General features: G+C 49.3%; 20 protein-coding genes. 12 read left to right on the forward strand and 8 right to left on the reverse strand.

The features are described from left to right. Window positions 1-25: 25 nt before the first annotated feature. Window positions 26-748, forward strand: coding sequence for a DUF4395 domain-containing protein (locus Q9O24_10455; GenBank protein MDQ7075546.1), 723 nt, complete (start codon window positions 26-28; stop codon window positions 746-748). Window positions 749-788: 40 nt separating this feature from the next. Beyond that, window positions 789-1763 carry a YncE family protein gene (locus Q9O24_10460; GenBank protein ID MDQ7075547.1) on the forward strand — a complete coding sequence of 325 codons (975 nt, stop codon included), beginning with the start codon at window positions 789-791 and terminating at the stop codon, window positions 1761-1763. 4 nt (window positions 1764-1767) lie between these two features. Here Q9O24_10460 and Q9O24_10465 read toward each other — a convergent pair whose 3' ends face one another. Next, on the reverse strand, window positions 1768-2313 hold the full coding sequence (locus Q9O24_10465; GenBank protein ID MDQ7075548.1) for a hypothetical protein: 546 nt from the start codon (window positions 2311-2313) through the stop codon (window positions 1768-1770). 113 nt (window positions 2314-2426) lie between these two features. Between Q9O24_10465 and Q9O24_10470 the strand changes: the two genes are divergently transcribed. After that, window positions 2427-2807 (forward strand): hypothetical protein, encoded by a 381-nt coding sequence (locus Q9O24_10470; GenBank protein ID MDQ7075549.1) that lies wholly within the window; start codon window positions 2427-2429, stop codon window positions 2805-2807. On the opposite strand, the gene Q9O24_10475 is transcribed toward Q9O24_10470, so the two are convergent. Next, window positions 2808-3128 carry a hypothetical protein gene (locus Q9O24_10475; GenBank protein MDQ7075550.1) on the reverse strand — a complete coding sequence of 107 codons (321 nt, stop codon included), beginning with the start codon at window positions 3126-3128 and terminating at the stop codon, window positions 2808-2810. Window positions 3129-3248: 120 nt separating this feature from the next. On the opposite strand from Q9O24_10475, the gene Q9O24_10480 reads away from it, so the two are divergent. Then, window positions 3249-3923, forward strand: coding sequence for a Fe2+-dependent dioxygenase (locus tag Q9O24_10480; GenBank protein MDQ7075551.1), 675 nt, complete (start codon window positions 3249-3251; stop codon window positions 3921-3923). A gap of 74 nt (window positions 3924-3997) precedes the next feature. On the opposite strand, the gene Q9O24_10485 is transcribed toward Q9O24_10480, so the two are convergent. From Q9O24_10485 to Q9O24_10510, 6 genes are all read right to left on the reverse strand, one after another. Further along, window positions 3998-4333, reverse strand: coding sequence for a TusE/DsrC/DsvC family sulfur relay protein (locus tag Q9O24_10485; protein MDQ7075552.1), 336 nt, complete (start codon window positions 4331-4333; stop codon window positions 3998-4000). A gap of 176 nt (window positions 4334-4509) precedes the next feature. Further along, complete coding sequence (locus Q9O24_10490) at window positions 4510-4713, reverse strand: hypothetical protein (protein ID MDQ7075553.1); 204 nt, start codon at window positions 4711-4713, stop codon at window positions 4510-4512. A gap of 84 nt (window positions 4714-4797) precedes the next feature. Further along, entirely contained in the window at window positions 4798-5136 is a 339-nt protein-coding gene (locus Q9O24_10495; protein MDQ7075554.1) for a TusE/DsrC/DsvC family sulfur relay protein, read from the reverse strand. A gap of 66 nt (window positions 5137-5202) precedes the next feature. Next, window positions 5203-5892, reverse strand: coding sequence for a type I-MYXAN CRISPR-associated protein Cas6/Cmx6 (cas6, locus tag Q9O24_10500; GenBank protein MDQ7075555.1), 690 nt, complete (start codon window positions 5890-5892; stop codon window positions 5203-5205). 9 nt (window positions 5893-5901) lie between these two features. Beyond that, window positions 5902-6093, reverse strand: coding sequence for a sulfur relay protein DsrC (locus Q9O24_10505; GenBank protein MDQ7075556.1), 192 nt, complete (start codon window positions 6091-6093; stop codon window positions 5902-5904). Window positions 6094-6114: 21 nt separating this feature from the next. After that, the gene (locus Q9O24_10510) at window positions 6115-6999 is read right to left on the reverse strand and encodes a TauD/TfdA family dioxygenase (GenBank protein ID MDQ7075557.1); all 885 of its coding nucleotides are present in this window, start codon (window positions 6997-6999) and stop codon (window positions 6115-6117) included. A gap of 549 nt (window positions 7000-7548) precedes the next feature. Here Q9O24_10510 and dsrA point away from each other — a divergent pair. From dsrA to Q9O24_10550, 8 genes are all read left to right on the forward strand, one after another. Further along, entirely contained in the window at window positions 7549-8805 is a 1257-nt protein-coding gene (gene dsrA / locus Q9O24_10515) for a dissimilatory-type sulfite reductase subunit alpha (GenBank protein ID MDQ7075558.1), read from the forward strand. Between the two features lie 85 nt (window positions 8806-8890). Next, window positions 8891-9967 carry a dissimilatory-type sulfite reductase subunit beta gene (gene dsrB, locus Q9O24_10520; protein MDQ7075559.1) on the forward strand — a complete coding sequence of 359 codons (1077 nt, stop codon included), beginning with the start codon at window positions 8891-8893 and terminating at the stop codon, window positions 9965-9967. Between the two features lie 14 nt (window positions 9968-9981). Beyond that, window positions 9982-10374, forward strand: a complete 393-nt coding sequence (tusD, locus tag Q9O24_10525; GenBank protein MDQ7075560.1) for a sulfurtransferase complex subunit TusD — start codon at window positions 9982-9984, stop codon at window positions 10372-10374. Between the two features lie 11 nt (window positions 10375-10385). Then, entirely contained in the window at window positions 10386-10793 is a 408-nt protein-coding gene (gene tusC, locus Q9O24_10530; protein MDQ7075561.1) for a sulfurtransferase complex subunit TusC, read from the forward strand. Between the two features lie 13 nt (window positions 10794-10806). Continuing rightward, window positions 10807-11115 (forward strand): sulfurtransferase complex subunit TusB, encoded by a 309-nt coding sequence (gene tusB, locus Q9O24_10535; protein ID MDQ7075562.1) that lies wholly within the window; start codon window positions 10807-10809, stop codon window positions 11113-11115. Window positions 11116-11164: 49 nt separating this feature from the next. Beyond that, the gene (locus tag Q9O24_10540; GenBank protein ID MDQ7075563.1) at window positions 11165-11497 is read left to right on the forward strand and encodes a TusE/DsrC/DsvC family sulfur relay protein; all 333 of its coding nucleotides are present in this window, start codon (window positions 11165-11167) and stop codon (window positions 11495-11497) included. Window positions 11498-11581: 84 nt separating this feature from the next. Then, complete coding sequence (locus Q9O24_10545; protein MDQ7075564.1) at window positions 11582-12322, forward strand: respiratory nitrate reductase subunit gamma; 741 nt, start codon at window positions 11582-11584, stop codon at window positions 12320-12322. Between the two features lie 43 nt (window positions 12323-12365). Continuing rightward, complete coding sequence (locus tag Q9O24_10550) at window positions 12366-13904, forward strand: (Fe-S)-binding protein (protein ID MDQ7075565.1); 1539 nt, start codon at window positions 12366-12368, stop codon at window positions 13902-13904. Window positions 13905-13955: the final 51 nt, after the last annotated feature.

Here is a 13955-nt window from a genome sequence, read left to right on the forward strand (position 1 = left end):
ACAAATCACACGCTGGACAGCGAGCATGTTAACCGCCCTCAAAACATTATGGTTCCGCGACCCCAAAGAATCGCCTCTCTACATCAATGACGTTGCAGTGCGCATTCGCGCCGGTATGCTGCTCATCATCCCGCTGTTTATGGGACTGACGCTGTTTAATGTCGCCTACACCTCAAAATGGGTGGTGGATGGCAACACCGCCAGCGACACCTACGAAACCAACTGGGATGGCGATATTATTTACGCCGTCGAGGCCAGCAAACGCACCTACGAATACAGCACTCAAACAATTGTGCTGTTTTACGCCCTGTTCGAGATGCTAGCGGGCATGTTTCGCCTCACCGCTCGCCTCTCACCGACGATTTTATTGGCCAGTCTGTTGGCCAAAAACAGCCCGCCAGTTTGGAAGCCCCTACTGCCCAAGCGTTTTGCCTGGAGCATCGGAGCCTGCCTGATCAGCATCTGCTTGGTGTTTTTCAACCCAGACACCTTTGCTCAATGGGTTAATTTTTTATCAACCAGCCCGCTGCTGCCCACCACAGAAAACTACATGCCCGCCAACACCGGAACCACCTTGGTCTGGGTTTGTCTCGGTTTTATGTGGTTGGAAGCGATTTTGGGTTTTTGTGTCGGCTGTAAACTGCACGCCTTGCTGGTTTGGATGGGTGTGCTAAAAGAAGAGTGTGAGGCCTGCAATAACATTGACTGGCAAAAAATTGCTGAAAATCAGCAGAAAAAAACACGTTGATTGCCTTAAAATAACCGCTTTAATCAGACTCAGGAACATCATGAACAGACACTCTGTTTTACCCCGCCTTGCCCTACTCGCCCTTATTGGCCTCAGCTCACCCAACCATGCTGCAACGGAAAAAACAAGTCACAGCCTATTTCCAAGCGACGTTTTTATCAGCATGAAAGCAGACGCGACCGTACAACACTTTCCCGTGCAAAACAGCTGGAAAGGCGGAGCAAACATGCTCTACACCGCCATCAGCCCCGATGGCAAAACCGTCTTGGCCACCAGCCCCTCCAGCCAATCACTGTACGTTTTTGATGCCAAAAGCGGCCAACAACGCGCCATTATTACCGTCGGCAAAGCCCCCAAAGGAGTCAAAATCAGCCCCGATGGCCAGTGGGCTTATGTGAGCAATCAAGGTTCGGCAAACATCAGTGTGGTTGAGTTAAACACCTTGAAGGTAATCGATACCATTCAAGTTGAAAAAGAGCCACATAATGCACGTTTCAGTCACGATGGAAAATGGGCGTACGTCACCCTGCAAGGCGGTGCTGGGCTGGGCGTGATCAACACCAAAAAACGTAAAATGATCCAAGTCATCCCGCTGCCGGGTTTAACCGGCCCGCACAATTTGGATCTCTCTAAAGATGGCAAAACCGCCTTTGTGCGCGACTTTGTTCACCATGTGGCGGTATTGGATTTAACCACGAATAAGGTTAAAAAAATCATCACCGTTGGCAACGGTCACGGCGGCATTGACGTCAGCCCCGACGGTCGTTACGCCATCACCACGGCAATTGGCGATACCGTACTTTCTGTGATCGACACCCAGACTTTAGAAGTCACCAGAATCGAACTGGGCAACGGCTCCCACGGCGTTCGCAGCAGCGCCGACAGCCGTTGGATTTACGTCACCTTACCGCAAGCCAACGAAATCGCGGTTATCAACAGCCGCACATTGAAAATCGAGCGGAGAATTAAGAGCGGTAAATTCCCTTTCTGGATCGCACTGCAAGGCAACCCATAAAACCCTATTTCAACATCACCAAAGCGCGTTTTAACACCGGCAACGCTTTGGGAACTTGAATGTCCATAATGTAATCAGGTACCCATTTATTGTCTTTTTCACCTAGAATTTTGGCAACATTGTTGCCAAAATTACGCCGCATAACGTAACTCGGACCGTCCTCTTCGCTAAAATCCGACTGAGCATAATCGGCCATGCGCTCATTTAACAGCGCCACAAAATTGCTGCGGTGATCAATTTCTGGCTCAAAATCAGCGCGGTTTTCCGCATAAAAATCGACCATATACAGCGCCAAGGCACTAACAAAAATCTGTCGCTCTTCTTCGCTTTTTTTACCGTAAATGCTGCGATCCACCACCTGAATTAAAAAGGCAGAAAATTCCGCCAACACATCCAGACGTTGGCATTGCGTGTCGGTTTGAAAGCCTTCGTTTTCAATTTCCAACAACGCCGTTTGACCAATTTTCCAGATAGCAATGCCAATGGCCGTCGCCACATGCTCTGTTGAACGATCCCGATCTTTTTGATTCCAGCGAGTTTTAACGCGCATTGATGTATCTCCTCTAAAAATGATTCGACTGGAACAGTGGAGCACTCACGCCAGCCCGTGCTAGCATGGCCTCACTGCTTAAACTCATATTCCTAAACTTAGAAAAAGTCCTCATGTCTGACAACAAACACCTGCTCGCCATCATTGAACACGGCGGTTACCCGAATTTATTACCCCTCTACCAAGAGCTGGGGCTGACCACTCACACCGCACCCTCGATGCGTAAAGGTCTTTCGCTGTGCAAAAAACACAAACCGGATATTGTGGTAGCGGAGTTTATCTACGCCCCCACTTACGGCTCTTACATCTGTAATTTAGAATCGCTGTTTGCTTTTTTGCAACGCAGCAAACCCGACACACAATTGATTGTCTTTATTGAAAAAGAGCATCTGCACCATCTGGAAAAAGTCGCGGATCGTTTTCCCATTGCGGCGGTGATAACTCACCCCATTCAACCGCATGAGGTCGAAGCAAAACTGCGACAGCACTTATAATTAGACAACCAGTTCCGTCTCACTCATTTCACCGCTCGTATCCACCAGCACCTCTTGAATGCCCGGCACCCGTTTTAAAATGTAAGCGGCCAGCAACACCCCCATTTTTTGATTTTGGCGATGAATGGCACTGACGATTTTATCCGCTACAATTTGGCAGCGCTGATATTGATCTGGTGCTTCAACCCAATCGCGGCTCATCTGCCAGCCGCGATCCATATCCGCGTCCAGTTGGCGAAAAAACTCATCGGCACTGGTTAAAATAGATTCCGGCACTTCAATCGGAAAACTTTCGCCTTCCACTGTTATTTTTAATTTCATTTCTTCTTTACCTTATTCACTCGGCCCAGCACATGGCATCCGGCACTTTCATAATTTAATTCAATCGGTATGATAACCGCGAGCCTCACGACACGCTGTTTACCACCGGAGACCCGTCCCATGCTGATCGAAATCCCCAATGTATTGACCCCAATGCAGCTCAAACAGATTCAAGATAAACTTGCACACGCCACCTTTATCGACGGCAAACTCTCCGCTGGCAGCGCCGCTCAACGGCAAAAAAACAACGAAGAGCTCCCGCCAAATTCACAACTGCAACAGGAGCTGAACGCACTGGTGATGAATAATCTGCTGCGTCACCCCATCTTTCAAAGTGCGGTTTTGCCCCACCGTGTTGGCAGCCCATTTTATGTGCGTTACAGCACGGGGATGCACTACGGCGAACACCTCGATGACCCCATCATGGGACCGATGGGGCAACAGTACCGCAGCGACGTCTCCACTAGCCTGTTTCTCAATGAGCCGGATGACTACCAAGGCGGTGAACTGGTGATCAAAACCCAATTTGGTCAACAAAAGATCAAACTGGCGGCGGGCAGCGCCATTGTCTATTCCTCCACCAGCCGCCATCACGTTGCGAAAGTCACCGCTGGCGAACGTCTGGCGGCGGTCACGTGGAGTCAAAGTCTGATTCGAGACCCCGACAAACGCCAACTGCTGTACGAATTGAGTTTAGCGCGCGACAGTCTGCTGCGCAGCGCTCCTGAAAGCCAAGAGTCCCAATACGTGGACAGCAGTTACATGAACTTAATGCGCATGTGGTCAGAGCTTTAACACAAAAAAAGGGGTCAAAGCTCGCAGCCTCACCCCTCTTTTTTTCCGACCTAAACAGTTAAACCCTGAACGGTTTAGCTACAGCCTTTAGGGCGAGGCAAACCGGCAATTTTATTTGCCGATTTCACCAAACCACCCATTGGGAACAAACCGTAGATGTATTTGCTGGTACTGCGGTCTTTGCCGTATTTTTTCTTCATGACTTTTGCAAAAATACGCGGCTCGGCAACGGTACTGTTGGTCTCAAAGTAATCACGCGCTTCGTTGACCACCACCCAATGCTCTTCACTCATCTCTACATCTTCAATTTTGGCCACTTCCAGAGCCACTTCCACTGTCCATTCATCCAGATTTTCCAACCAACCCGCTTCGCTCAACTCAATGGTTTTGCCGTTTGCTTCAATTTGCATCACTTTATCCTCATCAAAATGCCTGACGGTATCGAAATACCCAACCGTAATGGTCAACTTTATCCTAAAGACAGGATAATGGCCTGAATTTTTTTTTCAATCTTTATTTGAACAACACACAAAAAAAGCCGCAGCCCAACTGGGTTTACGGCTTTGAACAGCACCGAACGTTTTAACTAACGTACAGAACCTTTTTCTGCATGAGCAATATCAACCAATTTCACTGCCATGTCATCGTACTTTTTACGGTAACCGAACAATTTATCATCATCTTCAGGCATGAAGTATTCTTTCATGCCAACACCGTGTTCACGCTCGTACGCGGAAAAATCGTTCTGCATTGCGATCATCTCTTTGATCAAATCTGTTTTTTCACTCATGGTCTTATACCTTTACCTTAATGGAAATTTCAGACCGCTTAATCAGCGGTTGGTTTCAATCACAGTCACACCAGCAAGGCTGGTTTAGTAACCGCCTTTACGGCGACTTTCTGGCAGACCAGAGAGACGCCCCCCTTGTTTGCTGGGATCACCAGGGAAAAGATCGTACAAGGTTTTTGCATTGATCTTTTCGCCCCATTTTTTGCCCATGGTTTTCACCATCGCACGGGTGTTCGGCTGATTAGCGCCGTTATTAATGAACTCATCACGAAGATAATTCATCAAATCCCAATGTTTGTCGGTCAATTCCAGTGTTTCAGAAGCTGCCATATGGGTTGCCAAATCTTCACTCCAATCTTCAATATTTACCAAGTAACCGCTTGCGGTGGTTTCAATGCTAGCACCGTTAAATTCAAGAGCCATAAACCGTCTCCTTAAGTCATTTAATCACTGATGGTTAATAAAAAATGAGCTTATAAAAAAGCCCTGTTACTTCATCTGCTGTGTTTTGTTCACCGCCTCAATGCCTTTATGCGGAATAAATAAACCACAACCAATTTTACGCCCGCCACCCAAACCCATACGCTGCAAACGCACCGACTCTTCTATATCTAAGTCAGCCAGCATCAAACTGCGCGTAAATAAAGGCCCTTTCGGGGTTTCAAAACGGTGTGAAAGACCACTCAACATCTTGCGCACCGTAATATCCATTGCGCTCAAACGCGCCACAACGGAGGTTAAAAACTCATCTTCATCCTGATTTTTATCCACCTCAATGTAGCGGGAAAAAACCGTGGTTAATTTGCTCAATTTTTTACGCGAGGTCTCGCCCAACGTCAATTTCCCTAAAGACATATTTAATGTCTGACCCTGCAACTGCTCCGCCTCTGCCAAGCGGTGCTTGGGCAGACGCAAGGTCAAACGCGCACGACGTGACAAGTGCAACAGATCTTCTGGGTTTTCTGGGCGCTGCCAACCGTTGGCCGAATTTGCCACATGAATCAGGTGAATACCCGCCTCTGGTTCGTCTTCCAACCAAGGCAAAACCTCGCACAAGGATTGAGACAATACATAAGCGTGATCCACGGGAATCGAAGAGCCAATCAGTTTAAAAGAGAGGTCCATGACCTCATCAGTAAGCTCATATTCCTGCTCTTCTGGGCTCTCTTGCCAATACATACGCTGCCTCTAAACCTTGTTCGCAACGGTAAACGCTGCCTCAAGTCGATTTTCCCAATCAGCTGGGGTGTCACTGAAAGGCGGTTTCACATCCATACTGAAGTGAATCTCGCCTTTAGCACGCTGTTTAATCAGCTGCTCCAGATCTTCAAACCCTTCCAAAGCAAATTCTTGAATCAATACTTCACTCAAACACAACATTCCACACTCTCCAAAATTGTTTCATACCGCACTCATTTCAATAGCACGATCGTAATAACGCGCCCGATAGAGCAGCCGTTGTTGCTGCTCAGAGTTCTGAAACGAGGATCGACCATGCAAGACGTTATTGCAGATAATCCCTTGCCCTGCTTGCAAACGAAAACGCAGCAGAGCGTCGTTCTGTTCAGACATCAAGCGCCGTAAAGCCGCTTCTGCAGCCTGAGTTAGTGCATCGTGCGCCCAAATCACATGGCGCAGACGTGCGCTGTAACGCATGTGCAGATGACCGCTGGCCAAGATCGAAAAGACCGGCCCACTCTGCTCTGCCCGCAGGCAAACGCCCTTTTGCACATTCTCCGGAATGGTCATCGCATCCGGTCGCATCAAAGCCTCAATGTACGCGGGGTTCAAGTCTCGTAACTGCAAATAAAGCAGCTCGTGATCCATTAAAAAATTTTCACCACCCTCCGCTGCCGGTTGCACACAGTGCATCACAATGGCACGAATCTGCCGTGACACCGGGTTGTAATAGCCGTCCGTATGCCAATTCAAGCCTTTATTACTGTAGGGGATGTACTCACCCTGAACCGCACCAGGTTTGCGCACCTGCAACGCCGTGATCGCATCGTTGTCCGCACAGAGATTGCCATCCAGACGCTCCAAACCCAGCGACAATCCCAACTGACGCACAAAGGCTTTATCACCCACCACACCGTCAGGTAACTGATAGAGCACCGCATTATTCTGCTGCAAACAGATCTTTAAACATTCTATCTCTGCTTCACTCGGCTTAAGCTGAGCAAAACAGACCAACAGTTCCTTCACCGAGTTCGCTCGACTCGACAACTTCTCTTCGCGCCAGGATTGATAAGCCAGATTATCACCCAGATTAAAAGGCGAGACCATCAATCTGCACCCAACCTCATTATTAAGGTTACAAACGGCTTGCTGCATAACCCGCAACCACTCTCAACTTTGATGGCCAGTATTCTATTACAGCTTCTACACATTGTGACTACCCACAAGGCAAGAGACGCACAATGAAACTGAACAAACGCCAGACCAAGAATAAAAAGGTATAAAAAAGCAGAAAAACCACCACTCTAAATTCATAAAAAAAACACAACCACCTGTTTTTAAACAAAAAAATAAAGACAGCTGCGCAAACATAAAAACACCCCCTCCTGCCCAAAACCACATCTAAAGCAGGTCTCTATATAAAAAACTTATGCCGACATATCCCCTTAGGGATAAATATCCCTCCTCATGCCACCCCATCGTGAAGGTAGCCGACACGCGCTCAGGAACCTAGACTTATCCCACCTGCTATCGGACAGCCCTGTGTGTGCTCGGTAACAGTACAAAATAACGTTTTATTTTAAATAGCCAGGACACAGCTCGCGGGCTTTGACCGCGTCCACCAATCCTGAATCCTTAAGTTAAGGGAGATTTAGTATGGCTACAAATCAGCATGACACCCCAATGCTCGACGAGTTGGAAAATGGCCCATGGCCCAGTTTCATCACCGGAATTAAACGTCTGCGTGACGAACATCCCGATGAGCGCATCAACGCCGTAACCAACGATCTGTTGGGGCAACTGGAACACTCTTACGAAACTCGTAAAGGGTATTGGAAAGGCGGCACCATGAGTGTCTTCGGTTACGGCGCAGGTATCATCCCTCGCTTTTCCGAAGTTGAAAAAGCCTTCCCTGCTTCTAAAGAGTTCCACACTCTGCGCATTCAGCCTCCACCCGGAAACCACTACAGCACCGACATGCTGCGCCAACTGGCTAACAGTTGGGAAAAAAGCGGTTCTGGCTTGGTGACCTTCCACGGTCAAACCGGCAACATCATGTTTATTGGTGCCAGCAGCGCCAGTACTCAAGTCTTCTTCGACGAAATCAACGACTACGGTTGGGATCTCGGCGGTGCAGGCCCTGACGTGCGTACCGGCATGTCGTGTGTTGGTGCAGCACGTTGTGAGCAGTCTTGCGTTGATGAGCAAAAAGTTCATCGCCTACTGCAAAACAACTTCACCGATGACGTTCATCGTCCCGCTCTGCCTTACAAGTTCAAGTTCAAAATTTCCGGTTGTCCTAATGACTGCCAGAACTCCATTGAGCGTTCTGATTTCTCCGTCATTGGTACTTGGCGTGATGAGATGAAAGTGGATCAGGAAGCCTTCAAAGGCTACATGAGCACCAAAGGTCGTGAGTACATCATCGACAACGTCATCAGCCGTTGCCCTACCGATGCACTGGCACTGAACGACGACGACACCCTCAACGTCAACAACCGCGATTGTGTTCGCTGCATGCATTGCTTGAATGTTATGCCTAAAGCCCTCTCTCCTGGAGATGACAAAGGCGTGATCATCAGCATGGGCGGCAAACGTACCCTGAAAATCGGTGATTTGATGGGCACGGTCATCATCCCGTTCAAAAAACTGGAAACCGAAGACGACTATGAAACATTAGTTGAGTTGGCTGAAGAGGTCATCGACTTCTGGGCTGAGAACGGTCTTGAGCACGAACGTTGTGGTGAAATGATCGAGCGTATCGGTCTGGCCAACTTCCTTGAAGGCATCGATGTTGATGTTGATCCGAATATGATCAACAGCCCACGCCAAAGCTCCTACGTTCGTATGGACGATTGGGACGAACAAGCCGAGAAGTGGTTCGTACGTCAAGCGGAAAAAGAAGCCAGCTAAACGCAGGCTCAGAACGAGAAGGTGGATCACACCTTCTCCTCTCCGTTTATTCGGTTTTTAACCCCCACATATTTCAGGAGTTATCATGGCTAAAGCAACACCTCGCTCTCCTATCGAGTCCGGTTGTCCGGACGCATTCCAGTATATGCATCCCATGATGCGTAAACACTACGGTAACTGGGCATACCACGAAGATCCACAGCCTGGCGTGCTACTGCACGTTGCGCACGGTGGTGACAAAATTTGGACCATCAAAGTCGGCACCCAACGTATTCTGGATGTCTTCACCATTCGCAAATTATGCGACATCGGTGATGAATTCGCTGAAGGTCACATTCGTTTCACCCTGCGTTCCAACTTGGAATACATGGTCACCGACGAAGCCAAAGTCCAACCTCTGATCGAAGCCATCGAAGCCGAAGGTTTTGTGGTCGGTGGAACACGTAACTCCGTGACCACTCTGTCTCACACCCAAGGTTGGTTGCATTGTGATATTCCTGCCACCGATGCTTCTGGTGTTGTGAAATCCATGATGGATGAGCTGATTGGTGAGTTTAAAGCGTGGAATATGCCTAACCGCGTACACATGACCACCTCTTGCTGCCAAATCAACTGCGGTGGTCAAGGCGACATCGCGATCAACGTTCAGCACACCAAGCCACCGAAGATTAACCATAATCTGGTTGCCAACGTTTGTGAACGTCCTTCGGTTGTTGCTCGTTGCCCTGTGGCTGCTATTCGTCCTGCAATGGTCAATGGTAAGCCGTCTTTGGAAGTCGATGAGAAGAAATGCATCTGTTGTGGTGCCTGTTTCCCACCTTGTCCTCCGATGCAGATCAATGATCCAGAGCACAGTAAACTGGCTATCTGGGTGGGTGGTAATCACTCCAACGCACGTGGCAAACCGACCTTCCAAAAATTGGTTGCTGCCGGTATCCCCAACAACCCCCCTCGCTGGCCTGAAGCAACGGCCATCGTGAAGAAAATCCTCAGTGTCTACAAAGAAGACGCCAAAGATTGGGAGCGCATCAACGAGTGGGTTGAACGCATTGGCTGGCCTCGTTTCTTCGAAAAAACCGGTCTGCCCTTCACGAAATACCACATCGATAACTGGCGTGGTTCGCGTGCGAGCTTAAACTCCTCTGCACACATTCGTTTCTAAGACAGGGTTTATCGATGAAATTCGGAATCATGATCAACGAAGGGCCTTACAACCATCAAGCGGCTGACAGCGCGTATCAATTCGCCAAAGCCGCTCTGGAAAAAGGCCATGAAATCTTTCGTGTTTTTTTCTACCACGATGGTGTCAACAACGCGACTCGTCTGGCGGTTCCACCGCAAGACGACCGTAACGTGACCAAAATGTGGCAGGAGTTGGCGGAAGCGCACAAGCTTGATCTCGTCGTCTGTATTGCTGCGGCTCAACGCCGTGGCATCCTCGATGCAGATGAAGCAAAACGTCAAGGCAAAGATGCCGATAACATCGCCTCCGGTTTTCGTATCTCCGGTCTGGGTCAGCTGATTGAAGCAGGCATTCAGGCGGATCGTTTACTGGTCTTTGGTGATTAAAGGAGCCTCTTATGTCTACGATTAAAAAGTTTTTCTACGTTAACAGAAAAGCGCCTTACGGCACTGTTTACGCTCTGGAATCATTGGAGGTGGTACTGATTGGTGCCGCTTTCGAACAAGACGTCACCTTGGCGTTTATCGACGACGGCGTATATCAGTTGATGAAAAACCAGAGCACCGCAGGAATTGGCATGAAAAACTTCTCGCCAACCTACAAAGCGCTCGGTGATTACGACGTCACCAAACTGTACGTCGAAAAAGAGTCTCTGGAAGCGCGAGGCCTGACCATTGATGATCTGATGGATCTAAAATGGGAAGATGAAGATGACGACTGGGCAGAAAGAGATTCTATCCGCCTGGTCACCTCCGCCGAACTTGCTGACATCATGTCTGAGCAAGACGTGGTCTTGAGCTTCTAAGGGGTATTGAAAAATGGCGATGTTACACACCGTTAATAAATCCTCTTTTGATCGCAACACCTTTGAAAGTTGCTTGCGCTTGGCAAAAGAGGGTTCTTCCGTACTTCTCATCGAAGACGGCGTTTATGCAGCAATGAAAAACACCACCGCTGCCGAAAAAATCAACAGTGCAATGGGCACGCTGACTTTTTATGTTCTCGGTCCAGACATGGACGCTCGTGGAATAAAAGCAGACGCACTCATCGACGGCTTTAAGGTTGTGGACTACAACGGCTTTGTGGATCTTTCCATCGAGCACGACAGCGTACAATCTTGGCTTTAAATTTAACCCAATTTGAGATTACCTCGGTAGTCTCTAGGAGAATAAACACATGGCTATTGAACTGAATGGCAAGACTTACGACACCGACGAAGAAGGCTACTTAGCGGATCTGTCCCAGTGGGACGAAGATATCGCAGCTGAAATGGCTCGTCTGGATGACGCAGAACTGACCTCCGCTCACTGGGAAGTGATGAACTTTCTGCGCGAATACTACGAAGAGTACCAAATTGCTCCCGCAGTTCGCGTTTTGACCAAAGCGATTGGCAAAAAACTGGGCAAAGACAAAGGCAACAGCAAGTACCTGTACGAGTTGTTTCCTTACGGTCCTGCTAAGCAAGCCTGTAAATATTCTGGCCTGCCTAAGCCTACCGGTTGCGTGTAACACTGCGCTGCCTAAGTGGGGGACTCTTCCCCCACTGTTTTCATTACTGTCTTTAAAATTTTACACCTGAGGAGTTTCAGGAGCATGCTTCTGTCTGTCTTGTTCACAATTTTGTTCTACGCCGCAGCCCTTATTTTCTTTGTCGGTGTGGGTAACAAGATCTATCAATATGCCTCCACTCCTGCTCCATTAAAAATTCCGACCACACCGGCTCCGGTGACTCGTGGTGGTGTGGTCTTGCGCATGTTGCGCGAAGTGACGCTGTTTGAGAGCCTGTTTAAAGCCAATAAATGGATCTGGCTGTTTGGCTGGTTGTTCCATGTGGCACTGGCGCTGATCGTCATTCGCCATCTGCGTTATTTTACCGACCCTGTTTGGCCTCTGGTTGAGATGCTGCAACCGTTCGGTAAATACGCCGCCTTTGCCATGTTGGCCGGTTTAGCCGGTCTCTGGGCCCGTCGCTTCTTGGTTGACCGGGTGCGTTACATCTCAGCCCCTTCCGATCACCTGATGCTGGCGCTGCTGATCGGCATCGGCATCAGCGGCGTGATGATGAAATTTGTCTCACACACCGACATCGTGGCGGTCAAAGTGTTCTTTATGGGCTTGATGTCCTTTGACTTCAGCCACCCGCTGCCCGCTGACGTGCCTTTGATCGTGCATTTGTCACTGGTGGCACTGCTGGCGATCATCTTCCCCTTTAGCAAGTTGCTGCACGCCCCCGGCGTGTTCTTTAGCCCCAGCCGCAACCAGGTGGACAATCCACGTGAAAAACGCCATCTGGCGCCTTGGGCAGCCGAACTTGAAGCCGGTGAAAAGCGCTAAGCGCCTTCACCGCAGAGCCTCAATAAACGACTAGGAGCAGCACGTGGCCAATTTTGAAACACCTGAATTTAGAGAATACCCCATCATTCCCAAGCTGCAAGAGGGAACGATGGCGCACAGCAAACCCTTTATCTCACGCGTGCCTTTTCAGGAGCCTTTGGGTTTTCCTGACGAATTAGTGGACAACTGGCAAGAGAAAGCCATCGCAAAAATCGGTGAGCTAAAAGGCAAATACCGTGGTTTACAGGTCTACCTTGACTCCTGCGTCAAGTGTGGCGCGTGTACCGATAAGTGCCACTACTACCTTGGCACCAACGATCCGAAAAACATGCCGGTGGCACGTCAGGATCTGTTCCGCAGTGTCTATCGTCGTTATTACACCGTGGCTGGCAAATATTTCCCCAAACTGGTGGGCGCGAAAGATCTGACCAAAGAGGTGCTGGACGACTGGTACAGCTACTTCCACCAGTGCTCACAGTGTCGCCGCTGTTCGGTGTTTTGCCCCTACGGCATTGATACCGCCGAAATCTCCATGGCGGCGCGTGACGTAATGAACCACATCGGTGTCGGGCAAAAATACTGCAACGAGATCATTGCCAAGGTTTATAAGATTGGCAACAACCTCGGTCTGCCCGAACCCGCTCTGCTGGATACGTTGGAAGGTCTGGAAGAAGACATCGAAGACGAAACCGGCGTAGCAGTCAAACTGCCACTGGATCAAAAAGGCGCAGACGTGCTGCTGGTCACCCCTTCCGCTGATTTTTTTGCCGAACCTCATGTTGATGGTTTAATGGGCTACGCCAAAGTGTTCCACGAAGCGGGCATCAGCTGGACCCTCAGCTCCTACGCCTCAGAAGGTGCCAACTTCGGCATGTTCATCGGCAACTACGACAACATGCGCAAAATTTCACTGCGCATTCGTAAAGCAGCCCAAGATCTGGGCGTGAAACGCATCGTCTTTGGCGAGTGCGGCCATGCGTGGCGCGTCGGTTACAGCTTCCTCAACACCTTGGCAGGACCGTTTGATTTCTTGGATCAACGTTACCCTGTACCACAGCACATTCTTGAAGTGACCCACGGGCTGCTGCAAGAGGGCAAGCTGCGCATGAATCCGGCGGTCAACGATCACATGACCTTGACCTTCCATGATTCCTGCAACGTGGCACGCGCCAGTCGCATGGGCGACAAACCCGGCGGCCAATTCACCTTCCCACGGGATGTGATCAAAGCCGCCTGCAATAACTATTACGACATGGATCCCACCACCACCCATCAGAACACCTTCTGTTGTGGCGGTGGCGGCGGTCTGTTAACCGATGATCTGCTTGAGCTGCGGGTTAAAGGTGCTCTCCCACGAATGGAAGCTTTGAAAGAAGTAACCGAGGAGAAAAAAGTAACTCACATGGCGGCTATTTGCGCCATCTGTAAAAGCCAGTTCAGCAAAATGCTGCCCTACTACGGCTTCGAGATGGATCAAATTGTCAGTGTTCACCAACTGGTGAGCTCTGCGCTGGTGATGAAAGGCAGTGAACAAGAAGCAGAACTCGACGCAATTGAAACAGATAACGGTGAAGCCGCCTAAACGGCGCTTCACTTGTACCTTATTTACACAATTTAAAGATTAAACAGACCT

Source organism: Gammaproteobacteria bacterium (assembly GCA_030949385.1).
Taxonomy (GTDB): Bacteria; Pseudomonadota; Gammaproteobacteria; order JAUZRS01; family JAUZRS01; genus JAUZRS01.

Coding starts and splice junctions, on each gene's coding strand:
- Q9O24_10545 (MDQ7075564.1), top strand. CDS start 11,582: ATGCTTCTGTCTGTCTTGTTCACAATTTTGTTCTACGCCGCAGCCCTT.
- Q9O24_10485 (MDQ7075552.1), bottom strand. CDS start 4,333: ATGCAAATTGAAGCAAACGGCAAAACCATTGAGTTGAGCGAAGCGGGT.
- Q9O24_10510 (MDQ7075557.1), bottom strand. CDS start 6,999: ATGGTCTCGCCTTTTAATCTGGGTGATAATCTGGCTTATCAATCCTGG.
- tusC (MDQ7075561.1), top strand. CDS start 10,386: ATGTCTACGATTAAAAAGTTTTTCTACGTTAACAGAAAAGCGCCTTAC.
- Q9O24_10490 (MDQ7075553.1), bottom strand. CDS start 4,713: ATGAGTGAAAAAACAGATTTGATCAAAGAGATGATCGCAATGCAGAAC.
- Q9O24_10540 (MDQ7075563.1), top strand. CDS start 11,165: ATGGCTATTGAACTGAATGGCAAGACTTACGACACCGACGAAGAAGGC.
- Q9O24_10460 (MDQ7075547.1), top strand. CDS start 789: ATGAACAGACACTCTGTTTTACCCCGCCTTGCCCTACTCGCCCTTATT.
- Q9O24_10495 (MDQ7075554.1), bottom strand. CDS start 5,136: ATGGCTCTTGAATTTAACGGTGCTAGCATTGAAACCACCGCAAGCGGT.
- Q9O24_10475 (MDQ7075550.1), bottom strand. CDS start 3,128: ATGAAATTAAAAATAACAGTGGAAGGCGAAAGTTTTCCGATTGAAGTG.
- tusB (MDQ7075562.1), top strand. CDS start 10,807: ATGGCGATGTTACACACCGTTAATAAATCCTCTTTTGATCGCAACACC.
- Q9O24_10455 (MDQ7075546.1), top strand. CDS start 26: ATGTTAACCGCCCTCAAAACATTATGGTTCCGCGACCCCAAAGAATCG.
- dsrA (MDQ7075558.1), top strand. CDS start 7,549: ATGGCTACAAATCAGCATGACACCCCAATGCTCGACGAGTTGGAAAAT.
- tusD (MDQ7075560.1), top strand. CDS start 9,982: ATGAAATTCGGAATCATGATCAACGAAGGGCCTTACAACCATCAAGCG.
- dsrB (MDQ7075559.1), top strand. CDS start 8,891: ATGGCTAAAGCAACACCTCGCTCTCCTATCGAGTCCGGTTGTCCGGAC.
- Q9O24_10505 (MDQ7075556.1), bottom strand. CDS start 6,093: ATGTTGTGTTTGAGTGAAGTATTGATTCAAGAATTTGCTTTGGAAGGG.
- cas6 (MDQ7075555.1), bottom strand. CDS start 5,892: ATGTATTGGCAAGAGAGCCCAGAAGAGCAGGAATATGAGCTTACTGAT.
- Q9O24_10470 (MDQ7075549.1), top strand. CDS start 2,427: ATGTCTGACAACAAACACCTGCTCGCCATCATTGAACACGGCGGTTAC.
- Q9O24_10465 (MDQ7075548.1), bottom strand. CDS start 2,313: ATGCGCGTTAAAACTCGCTGGAATCAAAAAGATCGGGATCGTTCAACA.
- Q9O24_10480 (MDQ7075551.1), top strand. CDS start 3,249: ATGCTGATCGAAATCCCCAATGTATTGACCCCAATGCAGCTCAAACAG.